The organism is Streptomyces sp. NPDC023481, from assembly GCF_055560195.1.
On the sequence record NZ_JBVHJE010000009.1, the window covers coordinates 280,426 to 299,888 of the forward strand.

The window sequence follows — 19,463 nt, forward strand, 5'->3', positions numbered from 1 at the left end:
GCGTCTATGACAACGAGATGAAACCCTCCGGCACCTGCGGGCACCCCCCGGCTCGCGGCCGCCCGGTGCGCTCAGCCGGGCAGGCGACCGGACGAGCGCAGGGTCCAGCGGCGCTCGGCGTACGCCAGGTCGTCGCGCCACAGGCGGGCGGAGGCGGCCCGGACCAGGGGGCGCAGCAGGGGGGCGGCGTGGCGGGCCGCGGCGAATCCGGTCCGGCCGGAGGTGGCGACGACGGCCTCCACGACCGCCGTGCGCGGCCGGCCCAGCGCGTCCGGCCCGAGCGGGGTGGCATGGGTCTCCACGACGGACCCCTCCCCCTCGCCCCGCACGATCCGCATCACCACCGTGCGCGGCCCCGGAGCGGTGAACTCCGCGCGCACCGGGACGACCAGCCGTCCGGCGACCCGGAACGACACGTCCACCGTGAACGCGTCGCCGTCCTCGCCCCGGCCGGGGGCCCGGACCACGGTGAGGTCGGTGAAGGAGTGCGGGTGGAACCACGCGCCGTGCCAGGGGTCGAGCCGGTTGGCGACGACGTCCTCGGGCTCGCACCGGCCCACCCCGGTGTACACGGCGGTCAACGCCCCGGCCGCCGCGGGGCGCACCGGCACCGGCGGGTGGCCGGTGGGTTCCTCCGCACCGGCCGCGTCCAGCCGTACCCAGAGCAACACGCCGTCATCGTGGGCCGGATACGGCATCCAGCCGGCGAACGGGCCGCCGTCCAGGGCGAGTCCGTGCCAGCGGCACACCAGGGTGCCGCAGCGCACCGCGCCGTCCCCGAGCGGCGCCCCCAGGTGCGGGCAGCTTCCCGGCCCGGCCACCGGCCGCCCCTCGCCGTTCCGCCACAGCACGACCTCCCGTCCGGCGACCGTACGGGCCAGCGGCCGACCGGAACGCAGGTGGCGGGAGGCGCCGACGACATACCAGTTACCGGTGGGCCGGCCCCGGGCCCGTTCGAGCGCGCCGGCGATCGACGCGGGCCGGGCCTCACGCCAGGTGGGCCGCTGCTGTTCCCAGGCGACGGGGGCGCGGCGCAGGCGCAGGGGCAGCCGCCGGGGGTGGAACCTCACGCGACCTCCTCACAGCCGGCGTGGGCTTCCGTGAGTGCGGGGGGTGGTGGCGCGCTGCGTCCGCAGAGGCGGGCGGCGGTGCGGGCCGCCGTCAGTCGTACCAGGCCGTCCGCGGCGACCAGGGCCCGGCGCCGCCGGGGCACCGCGGCGCGGCGGTGCAGCACGGCGTACCCGGTGCCCGCGACGGCGTCGAGGATGCCGCCGTACAGGACGAACGCGGTGCGGATGCAGGGCCGGGAGACCGGGTCGAGCAGGTCGATGCCGGGGGCGGCGCGCCGGTAGGCGGCGCGGGTGAGCGAGGCGAACTCCCGCAGCGCGCGCACGACCCGGGGTTCGGTACGGCCGGTGGCCCGGCAGTGGCGGAGCAGGCCGCCGTCGACGCCGTGGGCGGCGAGGAGGTCCTCGGGGAGGTAGACGCGTCCGCGGTCGAGGTCCTCCCCCACGTCCCGCAGGAAGTTGGTGAGCTGGAAGGCGACGCCCAGTTCGGCGGCGTACGGCTCGGCCTGCCGGCGGGGTGCCACCGTGCCGAGTACCGGCAGTATCTGCAGGCCGATCACCGCGGCGGAGCCGTGCATGTAGCGGCGCAGGTCGGTGTAGGTGGCGTAGGAGGCGGTCGTCAGGTCGCTGCGCATGGCGGCGAGGAAGTCGGCGAAGTGGCGGTGGTCGATGGCATGGCGGCGGGCGGTGTCGGCGAGCGCCCGCACCACCGGCTCGGCTCCCGCGCCGCCGGCGAGGCCCCGGGCGAGATCGGCGTCCAGCCGGTCGAGCGCGCGGGCGCGGGCCTGCGGGCCGGCGGTGCTGTCGAGGGAGTCCACGATGTCGTCGGCCCAGCGGGCGAAGCCGTACAGGGCGTGTACGGCGGGCCGTCGGCCGGGGGTGAGCAGCCGGGTGGCGAGGAAGTAGGTGCGCCCGTGCCGGGCGTTCAGCTCCCGGCACCGGGCGTAGGCGGCACGCAGGCCCGCGTCGGTGATGCCGGCGGCGTCCAGCTCCCGCGCCGTCATGGACGACTCTCCGGCGGAGTGCCCGGTGTACGGGGGCTGCTTCCGGACCGGCCGGCATCCGGGCGGTGGTACGGCGTCCCGGTCACGCGCGGGCTCCTTCTTGGTGGGCCGGCGTTCCCGCCGGCCGGGACGTCGTGCTGCCGGTCCCCGTGATGCGGGCGGCCGCCAGCCTGCCCGACAGGAGGACCGGGGGGACTCCCACGCCCGGGGTCGTGCCGCAGCCGGCGAGGACGGCGTTGGACGTGCCGCGTACCAGGTTGCGGGGGCGGAACGGGCCGGTCTGGGTGAAGGTGTGCGCCGCCGAGAAGGGCGTACCGGCCGCGTGCCCCCGCGCGGCCCAGTCCGACGGGGTCACCAGGCACTCCTCCTCGATCGCGGCGGCGATACCGGCCAGCCCCCGGTGCTCCAGGGTCCGCAGCACGCTGTCGCGGTACCGCGGTCCCAGGGAAGGCCAGTCGGCGGTGCGGGGCCCGATGTCGGAGTTGGGGCAGGGCGCGAGGACGTAGTGCAGGTGGCGGCCGGGCGGTGCGAGCGCGGGGTCGGTCGCGGTGGGCCGGGTGATCAGCAGCGAGGGGTCGCTCATCAGGTCGCCGGTGCGGGTGAGTTCGTCGAAGGTGCGCCGCCAGGCCCGGCCGAAGGACAGGGTGTGGTGGGCGAGTTCGGGCCAGGTACGGTCGCAGCCGGCGTGCAGGACCACGGCCGACGGGGCGTGCCGCAGCCGCAGCGGGCGGCGCGGGATGCGGCCCAGCAGGCGGTAGGTGACCGGCAGGTCGGGGGTGAGGACGACCGCGTCGCAGGGGATGCGGAGTTCGCCGGCGATCACGGCGGTGACACGCTCGCCGGAGCGTTCCAGCCGGGTGACCGCGTGTCCGTAGTGGAAGGCCGCGCCGGCCTCCTCCGCGGCCTCGGCCATCGCACGGGGCAGGGCGTGCATGCCGCCGCGCGGGAAGTACACGCCGGCGACGGTGTCCATGTAGGCGATGACCGCGTAGGCGGCCAGGGCGCGTGCCGGGGGCACCCCCGCGTACAGCGCCTGGAAGGTGAAGACGCGGCGCAGCCGTTCGTCGCGCAGGTGCCGGGCGACGGCGGCCTCCCAGCGGCCGAAGCCGCCGAGCAGAGTCAGCGCGAGCAGGCCGGGCCCCAGCAGTTGCCGGGGCGAGTCGAAGTCGGCGTCGAGGAACCGGTGCCGTTCGGCGCGGTACAGCTCGGTCAGCCAGTGCCGCAGGCCCCGGTAGCCTGCGGCCTCACCGGGCCCGGCGAAGCGTTCCACCTCCGCCTCCATCGCGTCGGCGTCGGTGTGCACGTCGAGGGTGCTGCCGTCGGCGAAACGGGCCCGGTAGGCCGGGTGCAGCCCGATCAGCTCGACGCGGTCGTGGAGCGAGGCGCCGACCGCCGCGAACGCCTCGTCGGCGATCTCCGGCATGGTCAGCACGGTGGGCCCGGTGTCGATCAGGTAGCCGCCGCGCTCGATCCGGCCGGCGCGTCCGCCGGGCCCGGCGTCGCGCTCGACCACGGTCACCCGGCGGCCCGCGCCGAGCAGGTGCAGGGCGGCGGACAGGCCGGCCAGACCGGCGCCGACGACCACCACGTGGTCGGTGGGCCCTGGCACGGCCCGGCTCAACGGACCCCTCCGGGGCGGCCCGCGGCACCGAACGGCATCCCTGCGAACGGCCCGGGCACCGGCCCGGTGCCGGTGCATGTGCTGGTGGAGCGCATCGCGGTTCCTCTCGCCGGTCCTGACATCCCCTGCATATGTCCCTTCCGCGCCAGGGCGCCGAAGCGGCTGCGCCGTTCGGATGATGTGGTGCGCCGCGGGGCGGGGACACGCGACACGCCGGGTGCCGCGTCCGTACGGTCCGGTCGGCCGGACGCTCGTCACACCACGGGACGCGGAAGGCGGCCCCGAGAGGAGCGAGGGACGTGGAGCTGGACGCCGATGTGGCCGTCGTGGGGGCCGGCGCGGCGGGGCTGTCGCTCGCGCTGCGGCTGGCCCGGCCCCCGGCGCACGCCCGGCGCCTGGACACCGTGCTGCTGGCAGCCCCGCCCGGCCCGGCCCGCGCCGCACCGCGCACCTGGTGCTTCTGGGAACCGGACGGCGGCCCGTACGACGGGGCCCTGACCGCCTCCTGGCAGCGGCTGCGCGTCCACGGCGCCGACGGCACGGCCGTGACCGCCGGCATCGCCCCGCTGCGCTACAAGATGCTCCGCTCCGACGCCTTCGAGGAACTGGCCGGCCGGGCGATGGCGGCGAGCGGCGGCCGGGTCACCCGGGTCGAGGCGGCCGTCGACCGTATCGCCCCGCTGCCCGGCGGTGGCGCCCTGGTGCACGCCCGGCACGCGGACGGCACGCCGGTCGCCGTGCGCGCCCGCCGGGTCTTCGACTCCCGCCCGCTGCACCGCCTGCCACCGGCCCGTACGACGCTGCTCCAGCACTTCCGCGGCTGGTTCGTGCGCAGCGCGCGGCCGGTGTTCGAGCCGTCCGTCGTGGAGCTGATGGACTTCCGCACGCCGCAGCCGGCCCAGGGGCTGTCCTTCGGCTACGTCCTGCCCGTCGGCCCGTGCGAGGCGCTGGTGGAGTACACGGAGTTCTCCGGGCGGGTGAGGGACCGTGCCGGGTACGAGCGGGCGCTGTTGGACTACGCGCGGCGCGTGCTGGGCCTGACGGGGTATGAGATCACCGGCTGCGAGCAGGGCGTGATCCCGATGACCGACGCGGGTTTCCCCCGGCGGACCGCGCCGGACGTGTACCGGATCGGTGCCTGCGCCGGCGCGACCCGCCCCTCGACGGGCTACACCTTCAGCGCCGTCCAGCGGCAGACGGCCGCGGTCGCCGCCGCCCTGCACAGCGGGCGGTGTCCGCTGCCTCCCCGCCCGCACCCCGCCCGCGCCCGTCTCATGGACGCCGTCCTGCTGCACGCCCTGGACCGCGGCCGGGTCGACGGGCCGGCCCTCTTCACCCGCCTGTTCACACACGTGCCCGCGCCACGGCTGCTGCGCTTCCTGGACGGCCGCACCGGCCTGGCGGAGGACCTGGGCATCGGCGCGCACGTACCGGCCGCCGCGATGCTCGTCTCGGCCCTGACCCTGCCCTTCACCCCCCGCCGAACCCCTCCCGCCCCCACCTGACCTCGCGGCCACCACCGCACGCCGCCCGACTCCCGGAGCCACCGCCCATGTCCCCGCCACCCCCCACGCCCCCGGCCGCCTCCCCTGTCCTGCACGGCGACGAGCTGGCCCGTGCCTTCGACCGCGCCGCCCGCAGCTACGACACCCTGGTGGCCGCCAACCCCGGGTACCACGCCCATCTGCGCCGTTCGGTCCGGCGGCTCGGTCTCCCGGCGGACGGGAGCGGGCTGCGGGTGCTGGACCTGGGCTGCGGAACCGGGGCGTCCACGGCCGCGCTGGCCGCCGTACTGCCCGGCGCGGACATCACCGCCGTCGACGCCTCGGCGGGCATGCTCCGGCGCGCCGCCGCCCGGCGCCGGCCCCGGCCGGTGCGCTTCGTGCACGCCCCGGTGGAGCGGCTGGCCGAGGCCGGGGTGGACGGCCCGTTCGACGCGGTGTTCGCCGCGTACCTGCTGCGCAACACCGCCGACCCGGACGCCGTACTCGCCGCCGTCCACCGGCTGCTGGCCCCGCACGGCCGCCTCGCCGTGCACGAGTACGCGCTGAGCGGGCGGGCCGTGCACCGCGCCGTGTGGACCGCGGTGTGCGGCGGACTGGTCCTGCCGGTCGCCACCCTGCTCGGGGACGGGCCGCTCTACCGCCACCTGTGGCGCGGAGTCCTCGGCTTCGACACCGCCGACGCGCTGGGCCGGCGGATCGAACGGGCCGGTTTCGAGCGGGTGCGGGTGCTGCCGCTGCCCGGCTGGCAGACCGGCGTCACGCACACCGTGGTGGCCCGCCGGCCGGCCGCCGGGCAGCCGGGCGGGGCCGCCCGATGACCCGGCGCGCCCCCCGCCCCGGCCGGGACCGGCTGGCCCGGCTGCTGCCCGCGCCGCCCGGCGCCCTGCGCGCCGACCCCGCCCGCGCCCCGCACACGGTGGTCGTCGGCGGCGGCATCGCCGGGCTGACCGCGGCGACCGCGCTGGCCGAGCGCGGGGTCCGGATCACCCTCTACGAGCGCGAGGAGGTGCTCGGCGGCCGGCTGGCGGGCCGGCCCACGCGGCTGGCCGACGGCAGCACGGTCACGATGAGCCGCGGCTTCCACGCCTTCTTCCGCCAGTACTACAACCTGCGCGCCCTGCTGCGCCGCACCGATCCGGCCCTGTCCCGCCTCACCGCCCTGCCCGACTACCCCCTGCGGCACGCGGACGGCGCCCGCGACGGCTTCCGGTACGTCCCGCGCACCCCGCCGTTCGGCGCGCTCGGGTTCGCCGCGCTCAGCCCCTCCTTCCGGGGGCGCGACCTGGCGCGGCTGAACGTCCGGGCCGCGCTCGGACTGCTCGACGTGCGGGTGCCGGAGGTGTACGACCGGCTGGACGCGACCAGCGCCCACGACTTCCTGGAGGAGATCCGCTTCCCGGCCGCGGCCCGGCATCTCGCCTTCGAGGTCTTCTCCCGCAGCTTCTTCGCCGACCCGCGCGTGCTGTCGGCGGCAGAGATGGCGCTGATGTTCCACATCTACTTCCTCGGCTCGGCCGAGGGCCTGCTGTTCGACGTGCCCGGCGAGCCGTTCCCGCGGGCCCTGTGGGATCCGCTCGCCGGATATCTGGCCCGCCGCGGGGCGCTGCTGCGCACGGCGACCGAGGTCGAGGCGGTGACGGCGCTGACCGGCGGCGGCTTCGCGGTGGCCGCCGGCGGCGGGGAGGAGCGCTGCGACGCCGTGGTGCTGGCCGCGGACCCGGGCGCCCTGCGCGCCCTGGTCGCCCGCTCCACGGGCCTCGGGGGCGCGCCGTGGCGCGAGCGGATCGCGCGGCTGCGCACCGCGCCGCCGTTCCTGGTCTCCCGGCTCTGGCTGGACCGGCCGGTGCGCGGCGACCGGCCCGGCTTCCTGGGCACCAGCGGCTACGGCACGCTGGACAACGTCAGCGTCCTGGACCGCTGGGAGGGCGAGGCCGCCCGCTGGGCCGCCCGCACCGGCGGGTCGGTGGTGGAACTGCACGCCTACGCCCTGCCCGGCGACACCGACCGGGAGCGCCGGCAGCGGGAGTTGCTCGGCGCGCTGCACCGCGTGTACCCGGAGACCCGCCGGGCCGGTGTCGTGGACGCCCGCCACGAGTGGCGGGCCGACTGCCCGCTGTTCCCGGTCGGCGGGCACGGCGACCGGCCCACCGTGCGCACGCCCGTGCCGGGCTTGGTCGTCGCGGGCGACGCGGTGCGCACGGATCTGCCGGTGGCCCTGATGGAACGCGCCGCCACCAGCGGTTTCCTCGCCGCCAACGCGCTGCTGGGGCGCTGGGGGCTGCGCGGCCACCCGCTGTGGACGGTGCCCGACGGGGGCCGCTCGGCCGTCCTGCGGTGGGCGGCGCGGCCGGTCCGCCGCGGTTGACCGGATCCGCCGCGCGCGGGGTCAGCGGGCGCGGGCCCGGCGGAAGCGTTCCAGGCCCTCGGCCAGCTCCACCAGCGGGCCCGGATAGTCCAGCGCGGCCCGGTCGGCGTCCGGCAGTTTCCAGGGCTCGTGCACCGCGGGCGCCTCGACGCCCCGCAGTTCGGGCAGCCAGCGACGCACGTAGGCGCCCTCGGGGTCGTACCTCCTGGCCTGGGTGACCGGGTTGAGGACCCGGTTGGGGCGGGTGTCGGTGCCGGTGCCGGCCACCCACTGCCAGTTCAGCTGGTTGTTGGCCACGTCCCCGTCGACCAGCCAGTACAGGAAGTGCGCGGCGCCGATCCGCCAGTCGACGTAGAGCGTCTTGCTCAGGAAGCTGGCGGTGAGCAGCCGGGCGCGGTTGTGCATCCAGCCCTCGTGGCGCAGCTGCCGCATCGCCGCGTCGATCACCGGATAGCCGGTACGGCCCTCCCGCCAGGCCTCGATGTCGTGCCGCGCGGTGTCCTCGGTGCGCCACCGGTCGTGCCGGGTGCGGTAGTCGGTGCGGGCCGCGTCGGGGCGGGCGGCGAGGACCTGGCGGTGGAAGTCGCGCCAGGCGAGCTGCCGGACCAGCGCTTCGGCGCCGGGACCGCCGTGGCGGCGGGCCCGGTGGACGAGCTCCACCGGGGACAGGGTGCCGAAGTGCAGGTGCGCGGAGAGTTTCGAGGTGGCGTCGGCGGCCAGGTCGTCGCGGGTGTCGTCGTAGGCGTCCAGTCCCTTGCGCCAGTAGGCGGTCATCCGCGCCCGGCCCTCGCCTTCCCCGCCGGCCGGCAGGGCGGGCGAGACGCCGGGGACGGCGTCGCGGGCGGGCAGCGGCTCGCCGCCGACGTGGTCGGGGACGTCGACGCGGCGCGGAGCGCCGACGGCCGCGCGCAGCCGGGCCTGGCTCCAGCGCCGGAAGTACGGCGTGAAGACGGCGAAGTGGTCCGAGGAGGCGGGGGTCAGGTCACCGGGCGGTACGGCCACGGTGACCGCGTCGTGCACGGACAGCCGGCATCCGGTGGACTCCAGTGCCCGGCGCAGCCGCTCCTCGCGCCGCGTGGCGAAGCGGCTGTGCGACGCCGACAGGTGCACCTCGTCGGCGCCGGCCTCGCGCACCACCCGGCACACCTCCTCCACCAGGTCGCCGGAGCGCACCACGAGCCGCCCGCCGCGCTCGCGCAGCCCGGCGTCGAGGCCGGCGAGGCAGTCGGCGAGGAACGCGCTGCGGTTGGGGGTGGCGAACCCGGCCGCGGTCACGGCACGGTCCCGCACGAAGAGCGGTACGACCGCGTCGGCGGCCGCCAGCGCCTCGCGCAGCGGTGGGTGGTCGTGGAGCCGGAGGTCGGAGGTGAACAGGACGACCTGGACGCGCATCGGTGTCAGCCTCCCGTCCGGGACGCGGTGCCCTGCCGCCGGGTGCGTTCGGCGGCGCGGACGATGTTGCGGGCCATGCCGCCGAAGACGACCGCGTGGAAGGGCGACACGCTCCACCAGTACAGCTGGCCGAGCAGCCCGTGCGGGTGGAACAGGGCCCGCTGCCGGTAGCGGGCGCCGCCGGTGCCGTCCTCCTCGACGCGCATCTCCAGCCAGGCCAGGCCGGGCAGCCGCATCTCGGCGCGCAGCCGCAGCAGCCGCCCGCGCTCGATCTCCTCCACCCGCCAGAAGTCCAGCGAGTCGCCCACCCGCAGCCGCCGGGCGTCCCGGCGTCCGCGGCGCAGGCCCACCCCGCCGGCGAGGCGGTCGAGCCAGCCGCGCACCGCCCAGGCCAGCGGGAAGGAGTACCAGCCGTTCTCACCCCCGATGCCCTCGACCACGTCCCACAGCGTGCCGGGAGCCACCTCGGCGTGGCGTTCGCGTACGTCGGTGTACAGGCTGCCGCCGGCCCAGTCCGGGTCGGTGGGCAGCGGGGCGCTGGGCGCGCCCGGCACGGAGGCGGAGGACCAGCGGGTGGCGACCTGCGCGTCCCGCACCCGTTCCAGGGCGAGTGCGACGGCGCGGTCGAAGCCGATGGGGTGGCCGGGCGGGCTGGGCACGTACCGTTCGATGTCCCGTTCCCGGCACACCACCTCGTGGCGCAGCGACTCGGTGAGCGGGCGGGCGATGGCGGCCGGTACGGGGGTCACGAGACCGACCCACTGGCTGGACAGGCCGGGGGTGAGGACGGGCACGGGGATGATGAGCCGCCGGGGCAGCCCGGCGACGGCGGCGTACCGGCGCATCATCTCGACGTACGTCAGCACCTCGGGGCCGCCGATGTCGAAGGCCCGGCTGACGTCCGCGGGCAGGCCGGCGCAGCCGACCAGGACGCGCAGCACGTCCCGGACGGCGACGGGCTGGATGCGGGTGTGCACCCAGCGCGGCGTGACCATGACCGGCAGCCGTTCGGTGAGGTAGCGCAGCATCTCGAAGCTGACGGACCCGGAGCCGATGATGACGGCGGCCCGCAGGACGGCCGTCGGCACGCCCGAGCCCAGGAGGATGCGCCCCACCTCGGCGCGGGAGCGCAGGTGCGGGGAGAGGTCGCGCTCGGGCACGCCGGCCGGGGCGAGCCCGCCCAGGTAGACCAGGCGGCCGACGCCGGCCGCGCGGGCCTGCTCGCCGAACACGTGGGCCGCCTCCCGGTCGGTCCGCTCGAAGTCGCGGCCGCTGCCGAGGGCGTGCACCAGGTAGTAGGCGACCTCGACGCCGTCCATCGCGGCGGCCACCGAGCCGGCGTCGGTGACATCGCCCTGCGTGATCTCCACCCGGTCGGCCCAGGGCTGGTCGCGCAGTTTCCGGGGGGTGCGCACCAGGCAGCGCACCCGGTGGCCGGCGTCCAGGAGTTCCGGCACCAGGCGCCCGCCGATGTAGCCGCTGGCGCCGGTCACCAGGCACAGTCTCGCGTCCACCACGTGCACCGCCGCCTTCGGTAGTCGTGCGGGCGCCCTCGCGCCCCGGTCGCTCTCCCCCGGTATCCACGGTGCCGCCCGCCCGCCGGGAGCGCACGCAGGGCCCGGCCGTCCGTCGGCCGGGCCCTGTGCGGGGGTGGGTGTGTGCGGGTGTCAGATCACCATCGGTACCACCGGCTGCGGCCACCGCCTGAGGTGGTGGAGCGCATGACGAAGCCGAGGAGCCACAGCACCAGGACGGCGACGGCGACCCACCAGAGGATCTTGAGGGCGAAGCCCGCTCCGAAGAGGATCAGGGCCAGAAGCAGAACGAGAAGCAGGGGAACCATGTGTATCAACCTCCTGACCACCGTCTGCCCTTCCAAGTGATGCGTACGCCCCCTTACCGCCTTGTTTATGCAGGGAAAGACGGGGCACTAGCCACCGGCCGCCCGGTGCGGGGGACGCTGATGGCGACGGCGGCCATGTCGTCGTGGCGGCCGTCCCCGAGCCACCGGGCGGCGAGCGTCTGCACCCGTTCCACGACCGCCTCCGCCGGCAGGCCCGCGCACCCCGACAGGACCCGGTGCAGGCGGTGCTCGCCGAAGAACTCGTCGCCGAGCGGGCCGCCGCGCGCCTCGGTGATGCCGTCGGTGTAGAGCAGGCAGGTCTCCCCGGGCGCCAGGACCGTGCGGACCGTGTGCGCCCTGACCGCGGGCAGCGCACCGACCAGTGTTCCGTGGGCGGGTACCTCCTCCACCGTGCCGTCGGCGCGGACGATCAGCGGGGGCAGGTGGCCGGCGCTGGTCAGCCGGAGGTGGGCCCGGTCGCCGCGGCGGCGGACGGAGGCGAGGACCAGGGTGGCGAAGCGGGTGTGGCGGGCGCCGAGGAGGGCGCCGTTGAGCAGGTCGAGCACCCGCTGGTGGTCGTCGGTCAGCGGCAGCAGCGCGTGCAGCGTGTTGCGGATCTTGCCGGTGAGCACGGCCGCGTCCAGGCCCTTGCCCGCGACGTCGCCGAGGACGACGAGGGTGTCCTGGGCGGGGTCGGAGCCGGGGTGGACGTCGTAGAAGTCACCGCCGACCCGCTCGTGGTCCTTCGCCGCGCGGTAGCCGCCCGCGTACTCCACGCCGTGCACGCTGCTCAGCGGCGGCGGCAGCAGCTCGCGCATCAACGTGGCGGTGACGGTGGCCTGTTCGGCGTGGAGGCGGGCGGCGGAGAGGGCGGCGCCGGCGCGGACGGCGAAGAGCCGGGCGAAGAGCTCCTCGCCCTCCGTGAAGGACCGTCCGGCGCCGGAGCGCACCAGGATCAGGGCCCCGGCGGGCGCGCCGTGACCGGGGAGCGGGGCGACGACCACGGAGCCGACGGGACCGGCGAAGCCGTCCGGGATGACCCAGTCGGGCAGGCCGACGGGGTCGGTTCGCCGGGCCGGCACGGGGGTGAGGCCCCGCAGGGCCTCGGCCAGACCGGGTACGCCCGAGGCGTCGACCGGCCGGGTGACCTGGGTGACGGGCCCGCCCGTGAGCGCGTAGGTCAGGTGGTGGCGCCGCCCGTGCTGCGGGGCGACGAGCACCGCGGCGTCGGCGAGGTGTTCGGCGGCCATGGAGGTGGTCACCTCCATGCAGCGCGGCACGTTCAGCGTGGACAGCAGGGTGCTGGAGACCTGCGAGAGGATCTCGGTGCGGGTCCGGGCGTCGGTGAGCGCGGCCTCGGCGAGGCGGCGGTCGGTGTCGTCCATCAGCCACCACACCACGTCGCCGTCGCCGGCGGCCGTGGGATGCGCCTCGAAGTGGCGTTCGTTGATGGCTCCGCCCGGTGGCTCGGCGCGCGGTCCGCGCAGGCCGGCGCCGACGCGCTGGTGGGCGTCGCAGAGCCAGGCCGGCGCGTGCTCGTGCAGCAGGTCACCCCTGGTGGCGCCGGGAAGGAGTATCCGGGCGGCCCCGTTGACGCCGACGAGGCCGCCGTGGCGGTCGACGACGAGAACGGGACAGGGGGCCTCAGCCCAGGTCGCGCCGACCGTGCGGCCGGGATCGTGGAGACGGGCGGAGATATCGGGGAGAGATGCCACAAGCGGAGGCACGCACGAGCGCACCCCACCACCTTCCTGCCACGAGGAAATAGATGCCTTACGGCAACAGTCCCGCACCCGCACCCGCCCTCGCAACCCATCCCGAAAAGGCGCACCGGACCATCACATCCGGTTCGCCCGAAGGTATTGCGGGCGCTTCGCGAGCATGACGACGGTGTTCCGGGGAACGCGACCGGCAGTCGTGGCCGGTGTGGCCCGGCGAACGACCGGGCGTCGGGGGTGAGAGCATCCGCCTCATGGAGGACGCAGACGGCCGTACGGTCCGCTGGTGGGCGGCGCTGCGCCGGACACCGGTGTCCGTCTGGAACGACGATGTCACCGACTGGGCGGCCGCGCTGACGTACTACGCCGTCCTGGCCCTGTTCCCGGTCCTGCTGATGATCCTGTCAATCGTGGGCCTGACCATCCCGACGGCCAAACCGGAGGTCATCGACCGCATGGCGCAGGCCGCACCGGTCGCCTCCCGCGCCCTGCTGCGCAGCACCCTGCGGCAGATGGCCGACCAGCAGTCGACGGCGTGGACGCTGGTCTTCCTGACGGGGTCGGGGGCGCTGTGGTCGGGCTCCAGCTATCTGAGCGTCTTCCGCCGGGCGCTGCACGCCATGCACCGGGTCAGCGCGGACCGGCCGGTGTGGCGCACGGCCCCGCGGATCATCGTCACCGCCCTCGTGCTGATCTCGCTGCTCCTGACGACCACGCTCGCGCTGTTCCTCACCGGCGGCCTGGCCCGGCGGCTCGGCCGGGCGCTGAACCTGGGCAGCGGGCCGCAGGTCGCCTGGGACACACTGCGCTGGCCTGTGCTGGCCGCGGTCGCCGTGGCCCTGGTGCTGGTCCTGTACCGCTCGGGCCCCGCGTCCTCCCGCCCGGTGCGCCGGATGGCGCCGGGCGGCGCCCTGGCGGTGCTGCTCCTGCTGGCCGTCTCCCTCGGGTTCGCCGTCTACACCTCGCACGTGACGACCTATCACCGGCTGTACGGTTCGCTGGCGGGTGTCGTCGTCTTCCTGGTCTGGCTGTGGCTGTCCAACCTGGCCCTCCTGGTCGGCGCCCAGTTCAACGCGGAGCTGGTGAAGCCCGCCCGGCGGAAAGGAGCCGATGGCCGAAGCGATGGTCCCCCGCCCGCCCCCTAGCGCCCGCGGCCGCCGCCGGCACCAGGGCCGGGCCGCTCAGGCGTACGCGCCGGCACGGCCGGGTGGTCCCTCGCCGCAAACGCTGCTTGCCGTCCGGCCGCTCGGGTACTGCGAGGGATTATGGGTTGTTCCCGCAGCACCCGGATCCTACGGAAAGTGATGTGTTCGTGACTCCTCCCGGCAGCGCCGACGATCGCGCTGAGGGCTCGGGTGACGTGCCCAGCGCCGCCGCCCGTGAGATCGCCGATGCCGTGGAGAGTCTCGCGCACCTGTGGTCCCTCGCCGCCCAGGAGGCGGCCGTACGGCTCTCCCCGCACCAGCTGCGGGCGCTCAGGACGCTCCAGACGGCACCGGAGGTCAACCTCACCGGGCTGGCGGAACGGCTGGACATAGGGCTTCCCACCGCCAGCCGGCTGTGCGACCGGCTGGAGGCGGCCGGGATGCTGGAGCGCGCGCTGCACCCGCACAACCGGCGTGAGGTGCAGCTACGGCTCACGGGTCAGGGGCGCCGGGTGCTGGGGGACGTGGCCCGGCGGCGCGCCCAGGCCCTGGCCGGTGTGCTGGCGCGGATGGCGCCCGCGGAGCGAGCGGCGCTGGTCCGGGGCATGAGGGCGTTCCTCACGGCGCAGGGCGAGGCACCGCGCCGGCCGCCCGAGGGGCCGTAGCGTCCCCGCTCTCGGCCTCCTCAGGGGGCCCGGCGGGGCGGCCCTTCCAGTCGAGGCAGACGACGGCGGCGTCCGCGACCAGCTCCTCGTGGCCGACGTGTTCGAGCAGCCCGGCGACGATGGAACGCGCCGTCTCGTGTGGGGGTGTCTGCCGGGTGGCGCCCAGGATCTGGCGCAGCACGCTCTCGCCGAACGCCTCTCCGGTCGTCGAGCGGGTGCCGTGGACGCCGGTGCTGATGGCGACCAGGCGGTCGCCGGGCTCGACGTGGAAGGTCTGCTCCTCGTAGAGGGTCTCCTCGAACATGCCGAGCGGCAGCTGCGCCTCCAGCTCGACCCGTTCGACCGTGGTGCCGCGCAGCCGGTACAGCTGCGGGGATCCGGCGTCCACGGCACGCACGGTGCCGGTGGCGAGGTCGAAGTGCAGCAGGAGGGTGGAGGCGTACGACTTGCCTCCGTACTGGGAGTAGACGGCCTGGTCGGCGAGACACGCCTGGTCCGCGAGGCCGATGCCGGCGCGGCGGGCGTTGCGCAGGGCGCCGACGGCGAGGCTGGTGAGCAGGGAGGCGTCGATGCCCTGGCCCATGCCGTCGGTGAGGGTGAGGGTGAGGTGGTCGGCGCTGGTGGACCAGTCGAAGTTGTCGCCGCCGATGGCGTAGGCCGGTTCCAGGTGGGCGCCGATGACGTACTCGTCGCGTACGCACCCCCGGCCCGGGAGGATCTGCCACTGCATCTCGGCGGCGAGGGTGAGCCGGCGGGTGCGGCGGGCCTGGAGGTACAGGTCGGTGTCCCGGCCGGCCGTCACCAGCTCGTGGGCCAGCGCGGTGGCGACCTCACCCAGCCGCAGGACCGTGCCGGGGTCGGTGGACGAACCGGGCACGCGCACACAGAGCACGCCCAGACGGTCGCCGCGGACGGTGATGGGCAGGTGCACCAGCTGGGCGGCCGGGTCGGCGGTGACTTCGACCACGGGCTTCTGGGTGGTGAAGGCCGTACCGGCGGGACCGGCCTGCGCGGACACCGGCTCGCCGGTGTGCGGCAGATGGGTGACGGGCTGCAGGACGCTCAGCCCGTAGTCGGCGAGGAGGAGCGTCACGCCTGCGGCCCCGAAGCGCTGCGCCAGCAGACGGCCCACGGTGGCCACCAGCGCGTGCGGCGGAGCCGCCCGCAACTGGGCTTCCAGAGACGGGACCGCTTCAGAGGCATTCACGACGTCTCCATCCTCTCCCCTTGCGACCTCCACGCTATCGCGCCCATGACCGCCCTCCGCCGGGAACGCCCACATCGACGCCCTGGACGTGCGGGCGACCGGGGCCGCCGGCCAGCAGGCGGCGCACCCCCTGTCATAAGGTCCCCGCGCGAGGGGCGGGTGCGCCCGGCAGCCAGGCGGTGACCGTGATGGTGGCACCCTGGCCGGGACGGCTTTCCAGGGTGAACTCGTCCACCAGGCGCCTGGCGCCGCCGAGGCCCAGGCCGAGGCCGCTCGCGCTGCTGTAGCCGTCGGTCATGGCCAGTTCGACGTCGCCGATGCCGGGGCCGGCGTCGCTGAAGGCCAGCCGGATCCCCCGCCGTGGGCCGTCGGTGAGCGCGGTGATCTCGACCCGCCCTCCGCCGCCGTGGACCAGGGTGTTCCGGGCCAGCTCACTGGCCGCGGTGACGAGTTTCGTCTGCTGGACGAGCCCGAACCCGAGCCGGGCCGCGACCTGCCGCACCCGCTGGCGGGCCCACGCGAGATCCGCGTCGGTGCCGAGGGGCAGGCTGGTCGTGGCGGGGTCGGAGGCCGTCAAGCCCTGCCCCCCGGGGGGACGGGTCGACGGCCCCGGAAGGTCGGGGGGAGGCTCCCCGGCGTCGGCGAGGACACCGTGGCCGGGCCGCCCGGGTGGGGGGCCGTCATCGCGTTGCCGCGCCGACCGCGGGCCGGGAGACCGCTATGCCCTGCCGGGCGAGGGCGTAGGCGAGCGCGTCGGCGAGCGAAGCGCGCGTCAGGACCGGGCTCAGGTCGATGCCCAGGTGCACGATCGTCTGCGCGATGGCCGGGCGGATGCCGGAGACGATGCATTCGGCGCCCATCAGCCGGGCCGCGGCGACCGTCTTCATCAGGTGCTGCGCGACCAGGGTGTCGACCGTGGGGACGCCGGTGATGTCGAGGATCGCGTACCGCGCCCGCTCCTCCACGACGGCCTGGAGCAGCGACTCCATGACCACCTGGCTGCGGGCACTGTCGAGCGTGCCGATCAGGGGCACCGCGACGACACCGTCCCACAGGTTGATCACGGGGGTGGCCACTTCGAGCAGGTGCTGCCGCTGCCGGGCTATCAGCTCCTCGCCGGCCAGGACCGTCGTCTCCATGATCACCAGCCGTAGCGTGCCCATGAGCACGGTCAGCGCCAGCAGGACCTCCTGCGTCTCGCGCTCGGGCAGGCCCTCGCCGTGCAGCAGCTCGACGGCCACCGTCCGCAGACCGGCGGCCTCGTCCGCGATGCGGGCCGGCCCGAGACCCCCGCGGGCACGCGAGGCGGCCATGCGTCCCAGCTGCTCGCGCGCCGGGTCGAACCCCGCGGCCGCCACGTTCTCCAGCCGCCCGCTCGCGGCCACGTCGCCCAGCGCGTCCACGACGACCCGGCACGCCTCCACGGCCTCGTCCCGCGAGGCGGTGAAGACCGTCCGGAACAGCGGCGCGTCCGCCCACCGCTGGGCGATCTGTTCGCGACGGCGCTCCAGGAAGGCTCCCAGCTCACGCGCCGCCGCCCCGTCCGTGGCCCGCTCCGACACCTGCATCGTCTCCTTCCGCGACAGCCCGCTGCGCCGAGACGACACAACCGCGGCAATTATTGCCTCATGACAAGTATGGACGCTGCGTGCGGGGCCAAACGACACATCATCGCCACATCCGGCGCGTGCACGCTGCGGCGCGTCAGCGCCCGTGCCAGTCCAGGCACACCACCAGGGCGTCGTCGTCCGGGACGGGCCCGCCCCGGTGGCCGGTCAGCTCGCGCAGGATGGCGCGCGGGACCTCGGCGGCCGGCAGCAGCCGGGTGGACGTGATCGCCCGGGCCAGGGCCGTGTCCCCGTACGCCTCCCCCTTGGGCGAGGCGACCGCGTGCACACCGTCGCTGACGAACACGAGCCGGTCGCCCCGCTCGACCTGGAACTCCTGGGCGAAGTAGTCGGTCTCCTCGAACATCCCCAGCGGGAGCTGCGCCTCGAAGTCGACGCGCTCGACCACGCCGTCGCGCAGCCGCAGCAGCTGCGGTGAACCGGCGTCCACGACCTTCGCCCGGCCCGTCGCGAGCTCGAACTCGAACATCAGCACGGAGAGATAGCAGCGCCCCCGGTAGTGCGCGTACACCGCCTGGTCGGCCAGGGCGGCCTGGTCGTCGATGGCGATACCGGCGCGCCGGGCGTTGCGCAGGGCGTTGAGGGCCAGGTTGGTCAGCAGGGAGGCCTCTATGCCCTCCCCCATGCCGTTGGTGACGTAGAGCAGGAGGTGGTCGGCCGTGGTGGACCAGTCGAAGTTGTCGCCGTAGATGGCGTACGCCGGCTCCAGTTGGGCGCCGAGTTCGTACTCGGGGCGGGAGCAGGCGCGGCCGGGCAGGAGCTGCCACTGCATCTCGGCGGCCAGGGTCAGCCGGTCCTTGCGCCGCGCCCGCACGTAGACGTCCGTGTCGCGTTCGGCGACGACGATCTCGTGCGCGAGCACCTCGGCGACGTCCGCGAGCTCGCCCAGCAGGTCGGGCGTCCCGTCCTCGTCCGGCAGGGTGACCGACAGCACGCCCAGCCGGTCCCCGCGCACGCTGACCGGCAGATGGACGCGTACGGACCCACCGCGGGCCCTCTCCACGAACGGCTCCTGGGCACCGAAGGCACGGCCGGCGGCGCTGCCGTGCGCCGACACCGGCTCTCCCGTGTGGGGCAGGACCGACACCGGCTGCAGGACGGTGAGGCCGTAGTCGGCCAGGTACAGCTCGGCGGAGTGCGCGGCGTACTCCTCGGCCAGCACCCGGCGCACGGCGTCGAACAACTCGTGCGGCGCCGCCGTGCGCAGGGCGCGCTCGGCGGTGACAAATCTGTTCACGACGGTCTATACACCAATCTTTCGGCGGACACACGGGCCGCGCCCGGGCGACGGGGGCACCCGGAGCAGGTCGTGCCGATCGTCCGAACCATCTCTTGTCGCTCCCGGTACCTAGTACGCTGGCGGTCGTCCCAGTGCCTGCGAGAGTGTGACGGTGACTGTCTTCCGCCCCCGCCCCGAGCCCGCCGAGGTCGCTCGCGTGACCCTGACGGCCGTGGAGCTGCTGGAAGTCCTGTGGGGCCGGGCCTCGACCGCGCCCGCCTCTCCGTCCCAGATGCGCGTCCTGCTCATGCTCGAACACCAGGACGGCATCAACCTGCGCACCCTCGCCGACTCGCTCGCCTCCACGCCTCCGTCCACCAGCCGGCTCTGCGACCGCCTGGTGGCCGCCGGTTTCGTCGAGCGGGCGGTCAGCGCCGCCGACCGACGCGAGGTGCGGCTGCACCTCAGCAGCCGCGGTCGCGCCTTCCTCGACGATCTGCGGGTCCGCCGGGAGCAGGAGCTGCAGGCGGTGCTGGAGCTGATGCCCGCCGCCAAGCGGACGGCGCTCCTCGAGGGGCTGGAGGTGTTCTGCGACACGGCGGCGCTGCAGATACATGACCACGCGCCGCACACCGGAGACCGGACGGCCTGAACACCGGGCCGGGCCACCGGTCGCCCCTGTTTCTCAGGAACATTGCGGATCCTTCCCCGGGCTTCACGACTCGGACACTTTGTTGCCTCACGGCCATTGTTGTCAAACGGCAACAGTCGGGTCCGTGGGTCTCGTGATCCGGATACCCCCTCGCGCCCGGAACCCGCCTGTGAACCACGTCTCGACGGTGACGCGGAGGCCAAAAAACCAGCGGGCCCGGCACCTTGGTGCCGGGCCCGCGCGTCGCGGAGCCGCCCGTGGGCGGCGGGCGGGTCAGGTGGTGCTGAGCATGCCCTCGCGCAGGCGGCCCAGCAGGCGGGTGATCAGCCGGGAGACGTGCATCTGGGAGACACCGAGACGCTCCCCGATCTGCGCCTGGGTCAGCTCCTCCACGAACCGCCAGTGAATGATCTTCCGGTCCCGCTCGTCCAG

The 19,463-nt window shown here is 75.3% G+C and carries 18 protein-coding genes; 6 read left to right on the forward strand and 12 right to left on the reverse strand.

What is annotated here, in order from left to right:
- Positions 1-71 precede the first annotated feature (71 nt).
- The 3 genes from ACZ3ZD_RS19995 to crtI form a co-directional block, all read right to left on the reverse strand.
- On the reverse strand, positions 72-1,070 hold the full coding sequence (locus ACZ3ZD_RS19995) for a DUF5914 domain-containing protein (protein WP_467398958.1): 999 nt from the start codon (positions 1,068-1,070) through the stop codon (positions 72-74).
- The gene (locus ACZ3ZD_RS20000) at positions 1,067-2,071 is read right to left on the reverse strand and encodes a phytoene/squalene synthase family protein (RefSeq protein WP_467398960.1); all 1,005 of its coding nucleotides are present in this window, start codon (positions 2,069-2,071) and stop codon (positions 1,067-1,069) included. Before ACZ3ZD_RS20000 ends, ACZ3ZD_RS19995 begins: the two co-directional genes overlap by 4 nt.
- Before the next feature lie 82 nt (positions 2,072-2,153).
- On the reverse strand, positions 2,154-3,692 hold the full coding sequence (crtI, locus tag ACZ3ZD_RS20005) for a phytoene desaturase family protein (protein ID WP_467398962.1): 1,539 nt from the start codon (positions 3,690-3,692) through the stop codon (positions 2,154-2,156).
- Positions 3,693-3,991: 299 nt separating this feature from the next.
- Between crtI and ACZ3ZD_RS20010 the strand changes: the two genes are divergently transcribed.
- The 3 genes from ACZ3ZD_RS20010 to ACZ3ZD_RS20020 are packed head-to-tail and all read left to right on the forward strand — an operon-like array spanning position 3,992 to position 7,562.
- Entirely contained in the window at positions 3,992-5,197 is a 1,206-nt protein-coding gene (locus tag ACZ3ZD_RS20010; RefSeq protein ID WP_467398964.1) for a lycopene cyclase family protein, read from the forward strand.
- A 47-nt stretch (positions 5,198-5,244) separates the two neighbouring features.
- A complete protein-coding gene (locus tag ACZ3ZD_RS20015; protein WP_467398966.1) occupies positions 5,245-6,015 on the forward strand; it encodes a methyltransferase domain-containing protein in 771 nt (256 codons plus the stop codon).
- On the forward strand, positions 6,012-7,562 hold the full coding sequence (locus ACZ3ZD_RS20020; RefSeq protein ID WP_467398969.1) for an FAD-dependent oxidoreductase: 1,551 nt from the start codon (positions 6,012-6,014) through the stop codon (positions 7,560-7,562). The genes ACZ3ZD_RS20015 and ACZ3ZD_RS20020 overlap by 4 nt, the downstream gene beginning before the upstream one ends.
- A 21-nt stretch (positions 7,563-7,583) precedes the next feature.
- Here the strand turns inward: ACZ3ZD_RS20020 and ACZ3ZD_RS20025 are convergent, their stop codons facing one another.
- The 4 genes from ACZ3ZD_RS20025 to ACZ3ZD_RS20040 form a co-directional block, all read right to left on the reverse strand.
- A complete protein-coding gene (locus ACZ3ZD_RS20025; protein WP_467398972.1) occupies positions 7,584-8,954 on the reverse strand; it encodes a cryptochrome/photolyase family protein in 1,371 nt (456 codons plus the stop codon).
- A gap of 5 nt (positions 8,955-8,959) precedes the next feature.
- A complete protein-coding gene (locus ACZ3ZD_RS20030; RefSeq protein ID WP_467398974.1) occupies positions 8,960-10,471 on the reverse strand; it encodes an SDR family oxidoreductase in 1,512 nt (503 codons plus the stop codon).
- A gap of 155 nt (positions 10,472-10,626) precedes the next feature.
- Complete coding sequence (locus ACZ3ZD_RS20035; RefSeq protein WP_467398977.1) at positions 10,627-10,797, reverse strand: hydrophobic protein; 171 nt, start codon at positions 10,795-10,797, stop codon at positions 10,627-10,629.
- Between the two features lie 65 nt (positions 10,798-10,862).
- The gene (locus ACZ3ZD_RS20040; RefSeq protein WP_467398978.1) at positions 10,863-12,512 is read right to left on the reverse strand and encodes a PP2C family protein-serine/threonine phosphatase; all 1,650 of its coding nucleotides are present in this window, start codon (positions 12,510-12,512) and stop codon (positions 10,863-10,865) included.
- A gap of 257 nt (positions 12,513-12,769) precedes the next feature.
- On the opposite strand from ACZ3ZD_RS20040, the gene ACZ3ZD_RS20045 reads away from it, so the two are divergent.
- Together ACZ3ZD_RS20045 and ACZ3ZD_RS20050 are read left to right on the forward strand one after the other, a co-directional pair.
- Complete coding sequence (locus tag ACZ3ZD_RS20045) at positions 12,770-13,660, forward strand: YihY/virulence factor BrkB family protein (protein ID WP_467398980.1); 891 nt, start codon at positions 12,770-12,772, stop codon at positions 13,658-13,660.
- A gap of 167 nt (positions 13,661-13,827) precedes the next feature.
- The gene (locus tag ACZ3ZD_RS20050; protein ID WP_467399013.1) at positions 13,828-14,325 is read left to right on the forward strand and encodes a MarR family winged helix-turn-helix transcriptional regulator; all 498 of its coding nucleotides are present in this window, start codon (positions 13,828-13,830) and stop codon (positions 14,323-14,325) included.
- Here the strand turns inward: ACZ3ZD_RS20050 and ACZ3ZD_RS20055 are convergent.
- From ACZ3ZD_RS20055 to ACZ3ZD_RS20070, 4 genes are all read right to left on the reverse strand, one after another.
- A complete protein-coding gene (locus tag ACZ3ZD_RS20055; protein WP_467398983.1) occupies positions 14,279-15,532 on the reverse strand; it encodes a PP2C family protein-serine/threonine phosphatase in 1,254 nt (417 codons plus the stop codon). The two genes, ACZ3ZD_RS20050 and ACZ3ZD_RS20055, sit on opposite strands and share 47 nt — an antisense overlap.
- 133 nt (positions 15,533-15,665) lie before the next feature.
- Positions 15,666-16,109 (reverse strand): anti-sigma regulatory factor, encoded by a 444-nt coding sequence (locus tag ACZ3ZD_RS20060; protein ID WP_467398985.1) that lies wholly within the window; start codon positions 16,107-16,109, stop codon positions 15,666-15,668.
- 103 nt (positions 16,110-16,212) lie between these two features.
- Positions 16,213-17,100 carry an STAS domain-containing protein gene (locus tag ACZ3ZD_RS20065; RefSeq protein ID WP_467398986.1) on the reverse strand — a complete coding sequence of 296 codons (888 nt, stop codon included), beginning with the start codon at positions 17,098-17,100 and terminating at the stop codon, positions 16,213-16,215.
- Positions 17,101-17,236: 136 nt separating this feature from the next.
- A complete protein-coding gene (locus ACZ3ZD_RS20070; protein ID WP_467398989.1) occupies positions 17,237-18,397 on the reverse strand; it encodes a PP2C family protein-serine/threonine phosphatase in 1,161 nt (386 codons plus the stop codon).
- A 148-nt stretch (positions 18,398-18,545) separates the two neighbouring features.
- Here ACZ3ZD_RS20070 and ACZ3ZD_RS20075 point away from each other — a divergent pair, with 148 nt between their 5' ends.
- Positions 18,546-19,031, forward strand: a complete 486-nt coding sequence (locus tag ACZ3ZD_RS20075) for a MarR family winged helix-turn-helix transcriptional regulator (protein WP_467398991.1) — start codon at positions 18,546-18,548, stop codon at positions 19,029-19,031.
- Positions 19,032-19,304: 273 nt separating this feature from the next.
- Here the strand turns inward: ACZ3ZD_RS20075 and ACZ3ZD_RS20080 are convergent.
- The coding region (locus ACZ3ZD_RS20080) for a sigma-70 family RNA polymerase sigma factor (protein WP_467398455.1) at positions 19,305-19,463 on the reverse strand (159 nt) is incomplete at its 5' end.